General features: G+C 43.3%; 15 protein-coding genes. 10 read left to right on the forward strand and 5 right to left on the reverse strand.

Annotated elements, in window-relative coordinates:
* Window positions 1-132 precede the first annotated feature (132 nt).
* The 4 genes from guaB (at window position 133) to recJ (ending at window position 5,429) form a co-directional block, all read left to right on the forward strand.
* Window positions 133-1,599 (forward strand): IMP dehydrogenase, encoded by a 1,467-nt coding sequence (gene guaB, locus AWW72_RS01790; RefSeq protein ID WP_005260148.1) that lies wholly within the window; start codon window positions 133-135, stop codon window positions 1,597-1,599.
* Window positions 1,600-1,727: 128 nt separating this feature from the next.
* The gene (glmM, locus tag AWW72_RS01795) at window positions 1,728-3,065 is read left to right on the forward strand and encodes a phosphoglucosamine mutase (protein ID WP_004776236.1); all 1,338 of its coding nucleotides are present in this window, start codon (window positions 1,728-1,730) and stop codon (window positions 3,063-3,065) included.
* A gap of 12 nt (window positions 3,066-3,077) precedes the next feature.
* Window positions 3,078-3,728, forward strand: a complete 651-nt coding sequence (gene pdxH / locus AWW72_RS01800) for a pyridoxamine 5'-phosphate oxidase (RefSeq protein ID WP_062846253.1) — start codon at window positions 3,078-3,080, stop codon at window positions 3,726-3,728.
* On the forward strand, window positions 3,729-5,429 hold the full coding sequence (gene recJ / locus AWW72_RS01805; RefSeq protein WP_062846254.1) for a single-stranded-DNA-specific exonuclease RecJ: 1,701 nt from the start codon (window positions 3,729-3,731) through the stop codon (window positions 5,427-5,429).
* Between the two features lie 46 nt (window positions 5,430-5,475).
* Here the strand turns inward: recJ and AWW72_RS01810 are convergent, their stop codons facing one another.
* Together AWW72_RS01810 and AWW72_RS01815 are read right to left on the reverse strand one after the other, a co-directional pair.
* Complete coding sequence (locus AWW72_RS01810) at window positions 5,476-6,333, reverse strand: putative porin (RefSeq protein ID WP_062846255.1); 858 nt, start codon at window positions 6,331-6,333, stop codon at window positions 5,476-5,478.
* Between the two features lie 199 nt (window positions 6,334-6,532).
* On the reverse strand, window positions 6,533-7,345 hold the full coding sequence (locus tag AWW72_RS01815) for a putative porin (protein ID WP_004776230.1): 813 nt from the start codon (window positions 7,343-7,345) through the stop codon (window positions 6,533-6,535).
* 418 nt (window positions 7,346-7,763) lie between these two features.
* Here AWW72_RS01815 and prfB point away from each other — a divergent pair.
* From prfB to AWW72_RS01840, 5 genes are all read left to right on the forward strand, one after another.
* A protein-coding gene (prfB, locus tag AWW72_RS01820; RefSeq protein ID WP_123775406.1) for a peptide chain release factor 2 occupies window positions 7,764-8,859 on the forward strand; the annotation gives its coding sequence in 2 pieces (ribosomal slippage) (window positions 7,764-7,835 and window positions 7,837-8,859; 1,095 coding nt in all).
* A 162-nt stretch (window positions 8,860-9,021) separates the two neighbouring features.
* The gene (locus tag AWW72_RS01825; RefSeq protein ID WP_017196833.1) at window positions 9,022-9,324 is read left to right on the forward strand and encodes an ArsR/SmtB family transcription factor; all 303 of its coding nucleotides are present in this window, start codon (window positions 9,022-9,024) and stop codon (window positions 9,322-9,324) included.
* A gap of 26 nt (window positions 9,325-9,350) precedes the next feature.
* A complete protein-coding gene (locus tag AWW72_RS01830; RefSeq protein ID WP_062846256.1) occupies window positions 9,351-10,415 on the forward strand; it encodes an alkene reductase in 1,065 nt (354 codons plus the stop codon).
* 108 nt (window positions 10,416-10,523) lie between these two features.
* Window positions 10,524-11,843 (forward strand): 3-deoxy-D-manno-octulosonic acid transferase, encoded by a 1,320-nt coding sequence (locus tag AWW72_RS01835; protein WP_062846257.1) that lies wholly within the window; start codon window positions 10,524-10,526, stop codon window positions 11,841-11,843.
* Window positions 11,840-12,550, forward strand: a complete 711-nt coding sequence (locus tag AWW72_RS01840) for a 16S rRNA (uracil(1498)-N(3))-methyltransferase (protein ID WP_062846258.1) — start codon at window positions 11,840-11,842, stop codon at window positions 12,548-12,550. Before AWW72_RS01835 ends, AWW72_RS01840 begins: the two co-directional genes overlap by 4 nt.
* Here AWW72_RS01840 and AWW72_RS01845 read toward each other — a convergent pair.
* Window positions 12,530-13,510: a mechanosensitive ion channel family protein gene (locus AWW72_RS01845; protein ID WP_004776220.1), complete on the reverse strand. Its 981-nt coding sequence runs from the start codon at window positions 13,508-13,510 to the stop codon at window positions 12,530-12,532. The two genes, AWW72_RS01840 and AWW72_RS01845, sit on opposite strands and share 21 nt — an antisense overlap.
* A gap of 125 nt (window positions 13,511-13,635) precedes the next feature.
* Complete coding sequence (locus AWW72_RS01850; protein ID WP_062846259.1) at window positions 13,636-14,205, reverse strand: DUF805 domain-containing protein; 570 nt, start codon at window positions 14,203-14,205, stop codon at window positions 13,636-13,638.
* Between the two features lie 329 nt (window positions 14,206-14,534).
* Between AWW72_RS01850 and acs the strand changes: the two genes are divergently transcribed.
* Entirely contained in the window at window positions 14,535-16,478 is a 1,944-nt protein-coding gene (gene acs / locus AWW72_RS01855; protein ID WP_062846260.1) for an acetate--CoA ligase, read from the forward strand.
* Window positions 16,479-16,536: 58 nt separating this feature from the next.
* Here acs and AWW72_RS01860 read toward each other — a convergent pair whose 3' ends face one another.
* Window positions 16,537-17,079: a cysteine hydrolase family protein gene (locus AWW72_RS01860; RefSeq protein WP_047430075.1), complete on the reverse strand. Its 543-nt coding sequence runs from the start codon at window positions 17,077-17,079 to the stop codon at window positions 16,537-16,539.
* Window positions 17,080-17,106 lie beyond the last annotated feature (27 nt).

Raw genomic sequence — 17,106 nt, forward strand, 5'->3', positions numbered from 1 at the left:
TTGGGTTCGGAAGCAATAAGCATCCATCAGACAGCTTTTTAAGCAATGATTGAAATTATTTTCATCATAGAAAATGAAAATCACATCGAAATTTGTTTATAATAGCTCACGGAAATTACCAGTGAGATTGTTATGCTGACCATCGTTCAAGAAGCGTTAACCTTCGATGATGTCTTATTACTTCCTGCCTACTCAACTGTTCTCCCAAAAGATGTCTCCTTAAAGACACGTTTAACTCGCGGAATTCAACTTAATATCCCTCTCGTTTCTGCTGCAATGGATACAGTGACTGAATCACGTATGGCGATTGCAATGGCGCAAAACGGTGGTATGGGTATTTTGCACAAAAACATGGATATTGCAGCACAAGCCGCTGAAGTCCGTCGTGTGAAAAAATTTGAAGCAGGTATGGTGAAAGATCCAATCACCGTGACACCTGAGACAACAGTTCGTGAACTTATCGCGATCACTCAAGCGAATAATATTAGCGGTGTGCCTGTTGTAAAAGATGGCAAAGTAGTGGGTATTGTCACAGGTCGTGATACACGCTTTGAAACCAATCTTGAACAGCCTGTAAGCAACATCATGACCGGTCAAGACCGCTTGGTGACTGTTCGTGAAGGCGAATCAAAAGAAAATATTCAAGCTTTATTACAGAAGCATCGTATTGAAAAAGTGTTAGTGATTGGTGAAAACCATGAGCTGAAAGGCTTAATTACGGTCACTGACTTCCGTAAAGCTGAAAGCTATCCAAACAGCTGTAAAGATGATCTTGGCCGTTTACGTGTTGGCGCTGCAGTCGGTACAGGTGCTGAAACACCAAGCCGTGTAGAAGCATTGGTTGATGCGGGTGTCGATGCAATTGTGGTTGATACTGCACATGGTCACTCAGCAGGTGTAATTGAACGTGTACGTTGGGTAAAAGCAAACTACCCGCAAGTTCAAGTGATTGGCGGAAACATTGCAACAGGTGATGCAGCATTAGCATTGCTTGATGCAGGTGCAGATGCAGTTAAAGTGGGTATTGGTCCTGGTTCGATCTGTACGACACGTATTGTTGCTGGTATTGGTATGCCACAGATTTCTGCCATTGATAGCGTTGCCAATGCATTGAAAGATCAGATTCCTTTGATTGCCGATGGTGGTATCCGTTTCTCGGGTGACATGGCGAAAGCGATTGGCGCAGGTGCGAGCACGATTATGGTCGGTTCACTCCTAGCTGGAACCGAGGAAGCACCTGGTGAAGTTGAATTCTTCCAAGGCCGTTACTACAAAGCATACCGTGGTATGGGTTCATTAGGCGCGATGGCAGGGGTAACTGGTTCTGCTGACCGTTATTTCCAAGACTCTAAAGCGGGTGCTGAGAAATTAGTACCAGAAGGGATCGAAGGCCGAGTTCCATATAAAGGTCCAATGGGTAACATCGTACACCAAATGATGGGCGGTTTACGTTCATCAATGGGTTATACGGGTTCATCTGTGATTGAAGATCTTCGTCAAAATGCGAAATTTGTGAAAATTACTTCAGCAGGTATGTCTGAATCGCATGTGCATGATGTGACCATTACCAAGGAAGCGCCAAACTATCGAGTTGGTTGATTTTTGGTAATTTTGCCGATCGAAAAACCGTCAGTGTACTGACGGTTTTTTTTGTTTTGGTGTAAAGTGAACAAGATGAAGAAAGATATGGTTACAGGCCATATAAAAGATAAGAAAGTGAGTAAAACATGAGCTATTTTGGTACTGATGGAATTCGAGGCAAGTTTGGACAAATGCCAATTACCCCAGAGTTTGCATTAAAACTAGGTTTTGCTGCGGGAACAGTATTAAAAAGAAATAGTCCTAAGAGTAAGCCGATTGTTGTTTTAGGGAAAGATACACGTTTATCTGGTTATATCTTGGAAGCTGCATTACAGGCAGGTTTAAATGCAGCAGGTGTTTATGTGCATCTGTTGGGGCCTTTGCCGACACCAGCGATCGCACATTTAACGCGTGCGCTACATGCACATGCAGGTATCGTGATCTCAGCTTCACATAACCCATATTTCGATAATGGGATTAAATTCTTCTCAAGCGAAGGGAAGAAATTACCCGATGCCATTCAGGATCAGATCAATCAGGAATTAGAGAAAGACCTGATTATTGATGACACAGCGAATCTAGGTAAAAGCGTACGTGTCAAAGATGCCAATGGTCGTTATATCGAATTTTGTAAATCGACATTCCCATACCATTTTGACCTACGTAACTTAAAAATCGTGGTGGATTGTGCCAATGGTGCTGCTTATAGCGTAGGTCCATCAGTATTCCGTGAATTAGGTGCGAAAGTTATCCCACTGTTTAATGAGCCAGACGGTTTAAATATCAATGAAAACTGTGGTTCAACCCATCCTGAACAATTGCAAAAAGCAGTGATCGAACATCAGGCGGATCTTGGTATTGCTTTTGATGGTGATGCAGACCGTGTGGTGATGGTTGATAAAAATGGTCAATTGGTTGATGGTGACCATATCCTGTATATCCTTGCGACACAGGCAAACCACAAGCCAGCAGGCGTTGTCGGCACAGTGATGAGCAATATGGCACTGGAACTTGCCTTACAAAAGGCTGAAGTTGGCTTTGTCCGTGCCAAAGTGGGTGACCGTTATGTGTTACAGGCGTTAGAAGAAAATAACTGGGTGACAGGTGGCGAGCCTTCAGGCCATATTCTAACGCTGGATAAGAGTACCACTGGTGATGCGATCATTGCTGCGCTTCAGGTCTTAACCGTAATGGTCGAGCAAGGTAAGGCCCTACATGAGCTGGTTGCAGGCTTTGAACTGTTCCCGCAAGTTTTGGTCAATGTCCGTTTACAGGACATGATTGACCCATACTCGATTCCTGCACTGGTTGCAGAATTTGAAAAAGCAGAGCAACAACTGAAAGGCCGTGGTCGACTGTTGATTCGTAAGTCAGGTACAGAGCCTGTTATCCGTGTCATGGTGGAAGGCGATCAGCAGCAAGAAGTTGAAGCACTGGCAAATCATCTGGCTGATGCGGTACGTGCTCACGCCCAAGCTGCTTAAGAGAGTCCCAGCATGAATGATGTGATTAAAGACCTGAGCGAATTGCGTTTAAGTTACGAGCAAGGTGAATTACATGAAACCCAAGTGAGTAATGAGCCTCACTTGCAGTTTTTGAACTGGTTTAATCATGCCCTTGCAGCGAATTTGCATGAACCTTATGCCATGTCTTTAGCAACAGCAAATGCACAAGGCCGCCCGCATGTGCGTACGGTTTTGTTGCGTGGCGCGACAGAAGCGGGTTATGACTTTTATACCAATTATGACAGTCAGAAAGGATTGGATCTTGCTGAAAATCCTTATGCTGAATTGTTATTTTACTGGCCTAGTCTAGAACGTCAGGTACGAATTGGTGGCAAAGTCGTGAAGATTTCTGAACAGGAATCGATTGACTATTACCATAAACGTCCGCGTGATAGTCAGATCGCAGCGCATATCAGCACACCACAGAGTGGCGTGATTGAGAGTCGTGAAGTACTGCAACAACGCTTTCAAGAATTACAGAGCCAAGCCCAAGCTGAACTAGATAAACCTGAGTTTTGGGGCGGTTACCGCTTAGAAGCTGATTATTATGAGTTCTGGCAGGGGCGACCAAATCGCTTACATGATCGTTTAAGTTATGAAAAACAAAATGATCACTGGGCCCTACAACGTTTGATGCCATAAATGACGCAGATTCAAATTCAAAAAAGACCTTTAATTACACGCCCTGAACAGTTTCAGGGCGTGCCTGCTTTTATTGCTGAAATTCTGGCAAGACGGGGCGTGCAATCCGAACAAGAGCTTGAACTGAAACTGAAACACTTGTTACCTCCGGCGTTGAAAGGTTTGGAGACGGCAGTTGAGTTGATGGATCAGGCGATCGATCAACAAAAACAGATTGTGATTGTCGGGGATTATGATGCAGATGGGGCAACCAGTACTGCATTGATGGCGCTGGTTTTAAAAGAAATGGGCGCCAAAGTGGATTATCTGGTGCCTGACCGCTTTAAATACGGTTATGGACTCACTCCTGTGATTGCAGAACTGGCCCAGCAAAGTTATCAGCCTGATCTTTTGATTACTGTGGATAATGGTATTTCCAGCCATGCAGGCGTGGAAACGGCACAGGCATTGGGGATGCAGGTGATCATCACCGATCACCACTTAACCACTAAACCGACACCAACTGCTGAAGCTGTGGTTAATCCAAATCAGTTAGGTTGCGACTTTTCCAGTAAAGCACTGGCTGGGGTAGGTGTCGCCTTCTATGTGCTGGCTCGACTAGCAAGTTTACGTACTCAGCAAGGTAAAACAACCAGCAAGGTCACGCAGTATCTGGATCTGGTGGCATTGGGAACCTACGCCGATGTTGCGACACTGGACTATAATAATCGTATCCTGATTGATGCTGGATTGAAGCGGATTCAGCAACATCAATGTCGTGCGGGCATTTTAGCTTTACTGGATATTGCTGGACGTGATCCTGCCAGTCTGCGAGCACAAGATTTAGGTTTTGTTGTCGGGCCTCGCATTAATGCCGCAGGTCGCATGGAAAGCATGCGTATCGGAATCGAATGTCTGCTTGCCGCAGACATGGAAACGGCTTATCCACTTGCACAGCAATTGAATCAATTGAATATCGAGCGCCGTCAGGTGGAAGGTGAGATGAAGCAACAGGCCATGCAAGCCTTGCAACATATTCAACTGGAAACTACACATTTGCCTGCTGCGCTGGTGATGTTTGATGAACAATGGCATCAAGGTGTAATTGGAATTGTTGCAGGGCGTTTAAAGGAACAGTTCCATCGTCCGAGTCTGGTGTTTGCACCTGATGAAGATGGTGTGCATATCAAGGGTTCAGCACGGTCGATTGAAGGTATTCATATTCGCGATACCATTGAGCAGGTGGCTGAACAATATCCTCATCTGGTCAGTCACTTTGGTGGTCATGCTGCGGCAGCGGGTTTGACCCTGAAAAAAGAACATTTTGATACCTTCAAAACCGTATTTACCCAGTCAATTGCAGAAATGGATGAAGATTTATTTCAGGCGACTTTGTGGACAGACGGTGAGTTGACTGATGCGGATTTACACTTAGGTACGCTGGACTGGATCGAGCAATTGGGACCGTGGGGACAAAAATTTCCATTACCGCAATTTGAAGGACGTTTCAAAGTCATTGATTATCGCTGGTTGAAAGAGCAGCACCTGAAATTGAAACTGGCTGTCGGGCCGCATTCTGTGGATGCCATTGCCTTTAATGCAAAAGATCGTTTTGGATTTGATCCAATGCTAGGCTATGTCGATCTGGTTTATACGTTGGAACGTAATGTATTTAATGGCAATACCAGTCTGCAATTGCAAATCGCCCATTTAAAACAATAAAAAAATCCGCTCAATTAGAGCGGATTTTTAAATTCATAGGTTGTGATTAGAAACGAGCTGTTCCATTGAGACCATATGAGTCTGCACCATCTGTCGTGGTATAACCGACACCTACAGCAAATTGCGGATTAAGGAATTTTTGCGCACGAATATTGAAAATACTGTCTGAATCTTTCAGCGTCGAATCAGCAAATGAGATACCGATGCTCAAAGTTGGATCAAGATATAAATCTGCACCTAAACGATATGTTGTTTCATCGCCAATATAGCTGAGTGCTTCAAAATTGGTGTAGTAGCCGCCCACTTGCGTGACATATTTGGCACGTAAGGAAATAGCAGTATCATCCTTTTCTTCAGAAACAATGGCAGAGTTGGCAATATTCGTCATAAAGCCATATTGGGCAATTTGTATTGGATCAATACTATCTGACAGATCTGCAACACCCGCCGCAAGTAATAAACCATGAACTGGCAGGAAACCCGCTTCTAGATGATAGCCATGACCATTTTCAGAGTGAGAACCTACTCCATTAATAGTTGCTTTAACATTGGTACGGTGTAAAGCACCAGACAGATAGAATTGAGAATCCGGAATATATAACTCACCTTGCAGACCTAAGATATTAAATTGTAGGTCACCAAAACCTTCGTCATCTTTCAGTTTGCTATAGGCATAGCCGCCGCCAATATTGGATGCTCTATCCAGAAAAGCTGCTTCTGCTAAAGGTGCATTACGGGTTTGTACGGGATTAAAATAATATTTTCCCGTAACGACAGCGCTATTTCCTTTGCCATCGTCCATGTTGATCCGTTCATATGATCCCTTCGTTTCGGTCTGATAGGCATGGGCATTGATTGCAAAACACGCACCGATCAGTGCTGTAAGAAGACTTAATTTTTTCATTGCTACTTCCCCTCGATTAAAAAGAATACAAATTTTGTTACGGGCTGTAGTGTATTCAAAAATCTGAAAGCGTCAATTCTTAAAGAGGGAATAAAAGCATAAGCAAAAGAAAAGCTGATGCTGTTAAAAAAACTGGCCCAATAAAAAACGCCCTGAATATTCAGGGCGTTTCTTGTGTGTTGCTACTGGGCTTCATGTATTAGAAGCGGTATGCACCACGAAGACCGAATGAAGTGTAGTCATTGTCAATATACGATTTATCGTTACCGAAGCCTACACGACCTTCTAAACTTACTTGTTGATTGAAGAATTTCTTCGCAGAAATACCCCATTCATTTGAGTTAACGATTGTGTCGTCATACTTAAGTTTTTGATAATCCACACCAACGCTTAAAGTTTTGTCGATGAAGTAATCACCTTTTAATTTCACTTCTTTGTTGTCACCAAAAGCAGTGTAAGCTTCCAAGTTCACGTCATTTTGACCAACTTGAGTTACATATTTGGCACGAAGTGTTGGGCTAGTTTCACGGTCGCCGTCTTTTACGTCAACAGTTTTTGCACCCGCAGCAACTAATAAGCCTGGAGCTGGTAAGTAACCAACTTCACCTGAGTAATGGTTAATTTTTAATTTGTCTTCGTCAGTTGCATATTTAGAATTTGGTTTGATTTCTTCACGGCCAATATTACCGCTTAAATAGAAATCGCTGTTTGGAACAAAGTATTCAATACCTGCGCCATACTGGTTGTTTTTGAATGCATCATCTTCTTCATGAGCGTACTGTGCTTTCACGTTGCTAGCACGGTCAAGGAAAGCTGCTTCTGCAAGTGGTGCATTACGTGTTTGTACTGGATTAAAGTAATACTTACCATCTACGCTGAAACGATCATTATCACCAAAACGATCTTGGTCTTTATAGGTATAAGAACCACCGACTTCAGCTTGATAAGCATGAGCAGTGCCTGTTACTGCTAAAGCAGAGAGTAGTGCTGATGCAATTGCTAATTTTTTCATGGTTATGCCCCTTTTGAGATAATGAACCAAATGAATGTTGATTACATGTTTTGTTACAACTCCCAGTCTAATTGAAATAACAAGAGCGTCAATCGTAGGAACGTAAGTGGACTGTACGAATGTAAGTGACTTGTAAAATTGACAAAGCATATTATTGATATTTAATTATAAATTTGAATTGTTTTGAATTATTAAAACTTAGGAGAGATTGTGTTTATGGCTATTTTTAAGACAAATTTAGATGAATTGTTAAGCAATTTAAACTCAAATAAGGGGAATTCAGCCAATTGTTTATGCTGAATAGCTAACTTGAAATATTATTTTTTTAAACAAATAAAGCCAAAATAAGGGTGCTGTGTCGACCAAAACAGTTATGTTAAAATAGCGGATTAAGTGAAAAAGTTGTGAGAAAACACGCGTGGAAATTAATCCGTATTTAGTCCAATTGAAAGATTTATCTGATCGTAGCCAAACACTACGGGGGTATCTTTGACTACGATCTAAAAGTTGAACGTTTAGAAGAAGTTTTAAGAGAATTAGAAGACCCTGCGATTTGGAATGATCAAAACCGTGCTCAAGCCATCGCAAAAGAAAAGGGCAGTTTAGAAAATACCATTGGTGTATTTGATCGTCTTGCAGAACAGCTCGATGATGCTAAAGCGATGCTTGATCTTGCTGTTGAAGCGGATGATGAAAGCTTGCTTGTCGATGTACAGGCTGAATTAGACAGTGCTGAACAGGCTTTAGGTAATCTTGAATTCCGCCGTATGTTTAGCAATCCGATGGACCCAAATCCTTGCTTCCTTGAAATCCAGTCAGGTTCTGGTGGTACAGAGGCACAAGATTGGGCGTCGATGTTATTGCGTATGTATTTGCGCTGGATTGAACGTCACGGCTTTAAAGCGGAATTGATGGAAGTTTCTGATGGCGATGTTGCAGGGATTAAATCTGCGACCATTCGCGTAGATGGCGAGTTCGCTTATGGCTGGTTACGTACCGAAAGTGGTGTTCACCGTTTAGTACGCAAATCACCATTTGATAGTAACAATAACCGTCATACTTCATTCTCGGCCGTGTTCATTTCACCTGAGATTGATGACAATATCGAAATTGATATCAATCCTTCGGATGTCCGTACCGATACTTACCGTGCTTCGGGTGCGGGTGGTCAGCACATTAACAAAACCGACTCTGCGGTACGTTTAACTCACGCACCAACAGGTATTGTGGTGGCGTGTCAGAACCAGCGTTCTCAACATGCTAACCGTGATCACGCATGGAAACAGTTACGTGCCAAACTCTATGAATTAGAGATGAGCAAACGTAATGAAGCTGCGCAAGCGCTGGAAGATTCCAAGTCTGATATTGGTTGGGGCAGCCAGATTCGTTCTTATGTTTTAGACGATTCACGTATCAAAGACTTGCGTACCAGTGTGGAAACTTCGAATACCAAAGCCGTTTTAGATGGTGATCTCGATAAATTTATCGAAGCAAGTTTGAAGCAAGGTTTATAAGTTTTAATCCAATTAAAACGGCAATCTCGTTCAGCATCGTCCAGTTAATCGAAAAAATATGATATTAATATCGGAAAAAATAGATATTAATATTTAAAAATTTCGATATACTGGGTTTAGATGCTGAACAAAGCTTTGCCTGTTGAGAAGCGTGGTGAGTCTATGGATATTGATGTAATAAGCAAGGCCTTAGCCAATCCATTACGTCGACAGATTTTGCAATGGTTGAAAGAGCCTGAGCAATTTTTACCGGTACAAGAATGTGGTGGCAGTTTCGAACGGGGCGTATGTGCAGGGCACATCGAACGTTTAGGAAAGGTTGCACAGTCGACCATGTCGAATCATTTGTCTGTGTTACAGCAGGCAGGTTTGATTAATGTCGAAAAATATGGGCAATGGTCCTATTTTACCCGCAATGAAGCTTTGATTCAGCAATACATCGAACATTTAAAACAAACACTTTAAATCAAGAAGTGTAAGTTGAGGCGATCATGGCTGAACTAAATTCTGCGTTACAAGTAGGTGATTTTACAATTAAAAACCGTCTGGTTTTAGCACCTCTAACCAGAGCACGTAGTGGTGCACAACGTATTCCGAACGATTTAATGGTGGAATATTATCAACAGCGTGCCAATGCGGGCTTAATTCTTACTGAAGCGACTGTCATCAGTCCCAAAGCAGCAGGTTATGCCAATACCCCGGGCTTATGGTCACAAGAACAGGCGCAGGCATGGCACAAAATTGTAGATGCTGTGCATGCACAAGGCTCGAAAATTGTGGTTCAGTTATGGCATGTTGGACGTATTTCACATCCAGATTTACTGGATGGCGATACACCTGTCGCACCAAGTGCGATTCAGCCTGCAGGTGAAGTGAGTCTGCTTCGACCAAAACGTCCTTTTGTAACCCCTCGTGCTTTATCGCATGAAGAAATCCAGGAAATTGTTGCGCAATATAAACATTCTGCAGAACTGGCAAAAGCGGCTGGTTTTGATGGTGTTGAATTGCATGCTGCCAATGGTTATTTGATCGATCAGTTCCTGCAAAGCACCACCAACCAACGTGATGATGAATACGGCGGCCCAATTGAAAACCGTGCGCGTTTATTATTGCAAGTGGTCGATGCATTCATTGAAGTATGGGGTGCGGGTCGTGTTGGTGTACATCTTGCACCACGTGGTGATTCACATGATATGGGTGATGAAAATCCATTGGCAACGTTTGGTTATGTGGTTGAGCAACTGGATCAACGCAATATTGGCTTTATTTTCACTCGTGAATATGAAGCAGAAGACAGCTTAATGCCAAAATTACGCCCTAAATTTAAAGGCGTATGGATTGCCAATGAAAGCCTCACTGCTGAATCAGCGAAACGTATTTTGGCAACTGGACAGGCGGATGCCGTTTCATTTGGTAAACAATATATTGCAAACCCAGATTTACTGGATCGTTTGCAGCATGACTTACCATTAAATCCGCTTCAGCCACAAACATTATATGGTGCAGGTGCGGAAGGTTATACTGATTATCCTGTATTTGAAAAGTTAGAAGCTTAATCAGCATTCAATGCTAAAAATGACTCATGTGATTTACCAAAATTGCATGAGTTTTTTATTTAAATTCCGCATAATGAGCGGGAATCAAATTGTGAATTATGGTCTCGGATGGCGCAGCAAAACGCAGTACAGCAAACCCCGTTCTGGTATAACTTTTTACTGACATGTATCAAGCCGTTATATCGTTGGAAAATCAAGCAGCGGGCGGAAAGTGATGCACTGTTTCAGCAAGAATGTCTTGAGCGTTTTGGGCCATTTCAGCCCGTCAAAAATAGTGGAGCTATCTGGTTTCATGCGGTATCCGTTGGCGAAACCAATGCAGCCCAGCCCTTAATTGAACATTACTTAAAATTAGGCCATCCCGTTCTAGTGACCAATACCACCAAGACAGGACAGGCACGGGCAAAGTCACTTTTTCAAAAAGCACCTTATTTAGATTTATTTCAGGCGGTCTATCTGCCTGTCGATCAGAAGTCGTTACTCAAACAGTTTTTTCAGCGTTATCAACCGAAAATATTGGCTTTGGTCGAAACTGAAATCTGGCCAAATCTGATTGCAGAAGGAAAACAACAGCAAATTCCCTGCATTCTATTAAATGCCCGCCTTTCTGAAAAATCTGCCAATGGTTACGCTAAAGTTCGCCGTTTAACCCAGCCAATGTTGCAACAGTTAACGTGGTTACTGGCACAGGATGTGGCTACGCAGCAACGTTATGTCAGCTTGGGGCTTGATCAAGCCAAAAGTCAGGTGGTGGGCAATATTAAATTTGATATTACTGCGCCAGAACATTTTGTAGCGCAGGCACAGCAACTCAAACAGGAATGGCATTTGGCGGGTCGGCAGATCATCACGCTGGCTAGTACCCATGCACCTGAAGAACACAGTCTGCTACAACAGTTGCAGCCACATTTAAATTCAAATCCAAACCTTCTCTGTATCGTGGTGCCACGGCATCCAGAACGCTTTGATGAGGTGTATCAAGTCTGCCAAAGTTTAAATTTAAAAACTCAACGCCGTAGTCTGCAACAGCCGATTGAGGCGGATACCCAAGTTTTCCTTGCTGACAGTATGGGCGAAATGTGGCTATGGTATGGCTTGAGTCAGGCCTGTTTTGTCGGTGGTTCACTGAATGAGCCAGGTGGGGGACATAATATTCTGGAGCCTATAGCACTGGATGTTGCCACCGTAATTGGCCCGCGTTACTTTAATTTCCAGAGTATTGTGGATGAATTCGTTGCTGAACAAGGTATCTTGATCGGTGATGATGCCGCGCAGGTGGTACAGCATTTATTGAGTTGTCTAGATGATTCTGCACACGCCTCGCAACTGGTTGAACGTGCGCAACGAGTCTTGCAACGTAATCAGGGTTCGTTACAAAAACATATTCAGTTACTTGATCATTACCTCGCACAAACCACTTTGCCATGAATATTGTTTTACTTAAACCCGACCAGATTGTTAACAATGATGTATGGCAAATTGACAATCCACGCCAACTTCAACATTTACGGCAGCATCTTGAATTAAACGTAGGTGATAGCTTGAAAGTGGGGATACGCCAAGAATTGCGTTATCTCACCGAAGTGTTGGAGATTTCAGAACAGCACATTATAGTGAGACCGATTCAGGCAGATACAGTGCCTGAAAAATTGCCTGTGCATTTGATTCTCGCCTTGCCACGGCCCAAAGTGTTGCGTCGTATCATCATGGATGCAGTGACGGTTGGCGTTGAACGAATCAGCCTGATTCATAGTTATCGAGTTGATAAAAGTTACTGGCAAACGCCATTTTTACAACAACTCGATGATTATGTGACGCTTGGTCTGGAACAGGCAGGCGATACCATTGCACCAGAGATCCAGCTTTATAAACGCTTTAAGCCCTTTGTTGAAGATGTCTTGCCGACATGGATCAATGCCGAGCGACCTGCTTATGTGGCGCATCCTTATGCGGAACAACACATGCCTTATGCGATTCAGCATGGCTGTAGCCTGATTATTGGGCCAGAAGGTGGCTTTATTCCGTATGAAATTGAGCTGCTGAAAAAAAACGGCTGCCAAGCAATGAGCATAGGCAACCGAATTTTGCGCACTGAAACAGCCGTATCGAATATTTTAGGTCGTTTGTTTGTCTGAAGAATCAGCCTGTTCAGATTGATCGCCACGATAGACTTTTACTTCCTGTACTGGATATGGAATAGAGATGCCTTTCTCATCAAATGCCGTCACCACGAGTTCCTGAATTTCACTGATTGAGGTCGAGGTCGATGTTTCAGTGGTATTGACCCACCAGCGTACCGTCAGGTTAATTGAGAAATCTGCAAGCGCCGTGACATTGACGGAGAATCCCGGCTGACTCAATACGTTTAGATTGTGATCCAGAATATCCATAATAATCTGCTTGGCCTTTTGCATATCATCTTCATAGCCAATGCCGACCACAAATTCGCAACGACGACGCTGATAGGCATTATTGACCGTGACTGCGCTGGTATAGACGGTCGCATTTGGAATCACGATACGACGACCATCCGGAGAGCGTAAAAAAGTCGCACGGATCTGAATGTCTTCGACATTGCCTTCCATACCATTAACGACAATATCATCGCCAATACGAAATGGTTCACTGATCAGAATCAGGATACCTGACAGTAAGTTCTGGAAAATATCCTTGAAAGCGAAACCAATCGCAACGGAACCAATCCCCAAAGCACCAATCAGCTGGCTTGGCGTGAAGCCAGGAATAGCGATCACCAATGCAATTAGGAAACCGAAGAAGATAATAAAGGTACTGCCGACGCGATTAAGCACCAGTACCAGATTCTGTCGGGTATAGCTGCGATTTTCTAAAGTCTTGCGAATAAACAGTTTAAATAATTTGGTAAGTAGCCAGAAAATAACGAAAACTGTAATCGCGATCCCGATATAGGGCAGACGCTCCCAGAAGCTATCCATGATTTTATCAATCGTGGTATAGGCATCGTGATATTTTTCAGTATGGGCGAGTACGGTCTGGGTCGTTTTTGTCCCTGCTTGATGAATCAGCTCACCCGTATCTCTCGCGACTTCAGTCAATGTTGTTTGTTCATTCGCCACAGGAAAATCTCTATTTCGCAAAGGAAGGAGTCAATGAGGGAAGCAATCATAATGAATTTCTTGCGAATACGCATGCAAAATTCATCGATGCGATCTCTCCATTATCCAGTAAGTTTTGTTGTGTTCTAGAAATATTCAGTTGTGTTTTGAATCATTTGTGTTGGCATATCCAAAAGGTCTGGGCTGGCAAAATAATAAGCAAATGTGAATAGGCCAAACATCATCAGAACTGTGATGAGAATCATGATCCAAGCCAGTATTTTTTCCCAGCCACGTGAAGGACGCATATCACCATAGTCATTACGATGTGGTGTACCTGGTGCAAGTAGCACATATAAGGTAAAGAAGAATTGCAGGATAGGCACCAGTAAGATCAGGCATAGCCAGCCCGTTTTATTCAGGTCATGTAAGCGACGGATCAAGAACACAATTTGACAATACAGCGCCACTAACCACAGTGCAATCAGGGCAAAAAACGAGAGGCCTGAAAATACTGACATGATAGCCGCATCAACATTCGCCTGATTCATGCTAAAAAATCCAGTGAATGCAAAAATGCCGATAAAAGCAGCCATACACACCAGACTCAATAATCCGTACCAGCCGATATAACTCAGACGATTAAAACGTCCATTTGGCGATAATGGATGATCATTGATCGGTAGAGGAGATGTGGGTGTTTCGGGGTTAAACATAGGTGATTCCTGTTCTTTTGTTTATTAAATCTTTTAAGCTCGATGCAATGATCAAAATAATCACTTATTTTAAAAAGAAAAAGCATAGACAAGCAGTTCAGATTTAAATTATTTTGAGTAAATTTTTGAAAATAAATTAGGGGCTGTTGACATTTCAGCCATTGTGAAATGTTAACAGCCCCTAGTCGTAACAGAATAACATTCCTACGACCAAAGCCGCATTGTTTGCGCTTGTAAATGGTGCCCATACTGCTAGAGAGAACAAAACATATCCAGAAGAATAGATGAGAGCATCTAGGATATGAGATAAAAGACCAAGGAAGTAAGCTATGAAAGACATCTACCCAGTGCCTGATAAATTCAAAGAAACGGCAAGAATCTCGGAAGCAGACTATTTCAAACGTTATCAGGAATCGATTGAGCAGCCTGAAGCATTTTGGGCAAAAGAAGCAAAAAATATTGACTGGATCAAGCCGTTTACGCAGGTGAAAAATACCAGTTTTCATCAAGATAATTTTAAAATTGAATGGTTTGCAGATGGTGAACTGAATGTCTCTGCAAACTGTTTAGACCGTCACCTTAAAGATAATCCATTAAAGCCTGCGATTATCTGGGAAGGTGATCACCCGTCACGTCACAAGATCATCTCTTTTGTTGAACTGCACGATGAAGTGTGCCGCTTTGCCAATGTTTTGAAAAAACAGGGGATCAGCAAAGGTGATCGTGTGGTGTTATATATGCCGATGGTGCCTGAAGCTGCGATTGCCATGTTGGCCTGCGCACGGATTGGTGCAGTGCATTGTGTTGTATTCGGCGGCTTCTCTCCAGACTCCTTGGCTAGCCGTATTGAAGATAGCCAAGCGAAACTGGTGATTACTGCTGATGCTGGAATGCGTGGCGGTAAATTGCTTCCATTGAAAGAAAATGTCGATGCCGCATTAGAGATTGCGGGAACAGAAAGCGTCCAGAATGTGATTGTGGTACATCGTACCGGCAACCCGATTCAGTTCAATGCACCACGTGATATCTGGTATCACTTGGCGATCATGGAAGTTGATGAGCATTGTCCTCCTGAGCCAATGAAAGCGGAAGACCCGTTATTCATTCTTTATACCTCAGGTTCAACTGGTAAACCTAAAGGTGTGTTGCATACTACAGGTGGTTATCTGGTCTACGTCAACAGTACCTTTAGAGAAATCTTTGATCTGAAAGAAGATGATGTGTACTGGTGTACCGCGGATGTGGGCTGGATTACAGGGCATAGTTATCTGCTTTATGGCCCGCTCAGCAATGCCACCACAACAGTGATGTTTGAAGGCATTCCACAATATCCGACATGGGCGCGTATTGGTCATGTTATTGATAAGCACAATATTACTATTCTCTATACTGCACCAACCGCGATTCGCGCCATGATGCGCGAAGGCGATGCTTATGTGCGTGAAAGTGATCGCAGTAGCTTACGCTTACTTGGTTCTGTAGGCGAGCCGATCAACCCAGAGGCATGGAACTGGTATCACGAAGTCGTTGGTGAGGGGCGTTGTCCAATTGTCGATACATGGTGGCAAACTGAAACAGGCGGAATTCTGATTTCGCCATTACCTGGTGCTACTGCGCTCAAACCTGGTTCGGCGACACGTCCATTCTTTGGGGTACAACCTGCGTTGGTGGATGGTGAAGGCAATGAACTTGAAGGTGCGACTGAAGGCAATCTGGTAATTAAAGATTCATGGCCAGGCCAGATGCGAACCATTTGGGGCGATCCAGAACGCTTTATTGAGGCTTATTTCTCAACCTTTAAAGGCAGTTATTTTACAGGTGATGGCGCGCGTCGAGATGAAGATGGCTATTACTGGATTACAGGGCGCGTCGATGATGTATTAAACGTCTCTGGACACCGTTTGGGTACGGCTGAAATTGAGAGCGCATTAGTGGCACATGAAGCAGTTGCTGAAGCTGCTGTGGTCGGTATGCCGCATGAGATCAAAGGGCAGGGCATTTGTACCTTCGTCACCTTACAGGCCGATGTGGCAGAATCGGAAGAGCTACGTAAGGAGTTGGTGAACTGGGTGCGTAAAGTACTTGGGCCAGTGGCGACGCCTGATGCCTTGCATTGGGCACCAGCCTTGCCAAAAACACGGTCAGGTAAAATTATGCGCCGTATCTTGAGAAAGATTGCTGCCAATGAACTGGATACGCTTGGCGATACTTCAACACTAGCAGAACCAGCGGTGGTTGATCATTTGATTGCGACGGTTTATCCAAACCGATAGAAACCATTTAAATTGAAAAAGAGCGTTTAAACGAACGCTCTTTTTTTATGTATATTACTTAATGATTTGCTAAAAAATCAGCCGTGCTTTGTACCGTGGCAAAGAAACCTAATGCCGATAAAAATGCGGTTTGGACATCCGCGGCTTTCACGGTTTTACCGTCATATTCGAGATCACGGGTTGCAGTCGCATCCGCAATCACGATAGGTTGGTAGCCGAGCTCTTTGGCAGCACGTGTTCCTGAATCAATACATACGTGCGTCATCATGCCAGTAATCACCAATTGCTCGACTTGATGCTGCTCAAGGATAGCTTTTAGATTGGTATCGACAAAGCTATTGGGGAAATGCTTTTCGACAATAATCGAGTGATTGTTTACTTTTAATTGTGGATGTAATTCAGCACCGACGGTATTTTCCTGAAAAAAGCTAGCAGTGGCTGGGCTAATATGCTGGATATAAATAATAGGCAAATTATTCTGGATAAAATAATCTTCTAATCGGTTGGTTTGCGCCAGTGCGTGGTCTGGATTGACCAGTTCCATTTTACCATTTTTAAAATAATCGTTCTGAATATCAATAATCAGGAGGGCTTGTTTCATCGTTTTTACTTCCAGTGTTAAGTTAAA

The organism is Acinetobacter sp. NRRL B-65365 (assembly GCF_001605865.1).
GTDB classification, from domain to species: domain Bacteria; phylum Pseudomonadota; class Gammaproteobacteria; order Pseudomonadales; family Moraxellaceae; genus Acinetobacter; species Acinetobacter vivianii.

What these genes read in the sequence shown, in the direction of transcription:
- guaB (WP_005260148.1), top strand. Translation starts at nt 133, where the DNA reads ATGCTGACCATCGTTCAAGAAGCGTTAACCTTCGATGATGTCTTATTA.
- glmM (WP_004776236.1), top strand. Translation starts at nt 1,728, where the DNA reads ATGAGCTATTTTGGTACTGATGGAATTCGAGGCAAGTTTGGACAAATG.
- pdxH (WP_062846253.1), top strand. Translation starts at nt 3,078, where the DNA reads ATGAATGATGTGATTAAAGACCTGAGCGAATTGCGTTTAAGTTACGAG.
- recJ (WP_062846254.1), top strand. Translation starts at nt 3,729, where the DNA reads ATGACGCAGATTCAAATTCAAAAAAGACCTTTAATTACACGCCCTGAA.
- AWW72_RS01810 (WP_062846255.1), bottom strand. Translation starts at nt 6,333, where the DNA reads ATGAAAAAATTAAGTCTTCTTACAGCACTGATCGGTGCGTGTTTTGCA.
- AWW72_RS01815 (WP_004776230.1), bottom strand. Translation starts at nt 7,345, where the DNA reads ATGAAAAAATTAGCAATTGCATCAGCACTACTCTCTGCTTTAGCAGTA.
- AWW72_RS01825 (WP_017196833.1), top strand. Translation starts at nt 9,022, where the DNA reads ATGGATATTGATGTAATAAGCAAGGCCTTAGCCAATCCATTACGTCGA.
- AWW72_RS01830 (WP_062846256.1), top strand. Translation starts at nt 9,351, where the DNA reads ATGGCTGAACTAAATTCTGCGTTACAAGTAGGTGATTTTACAATTAAA.
- AWW72_RS01835 (WP_062846257.1), top strand. Translation starts at nt 10,524, where the DNA reads ATGGCGCAGCAAAACGCAGTACAGCAAACCCCGTTCTGGTATAACTTT.
- AWW72_RS01840 (WP_062846258.1), top strand. Translation starts at nt 11,840, where the DNA reads ATGAATATTGTTTTACTTAAACCCGACCAGATTGTTAACAATGATGTA.
- AWW72_RS01850 (WP_062846259.1), bottom strand. Translation starts at nt 14,205, where the DNA reads ATGTTTAACCCCGAAACACCCACATCTCCTCTACCGATCAATGATCAT.
- acs (WP_062846260.1), top strand. Translation starts at nt 14,535, where the DNA reads ATGAAAGACATCTACCCAGTGCCTGATAAATTCAAAGAAACGGCAAGA.
- AWW72_RS01860 (WP_047430075.1), bottom strand. Translation starts at nt 17,079, where the DNA reads ATGAAACAAGCCCTCCTGATTATTGATATTCAGAACGATTATTTTAAA.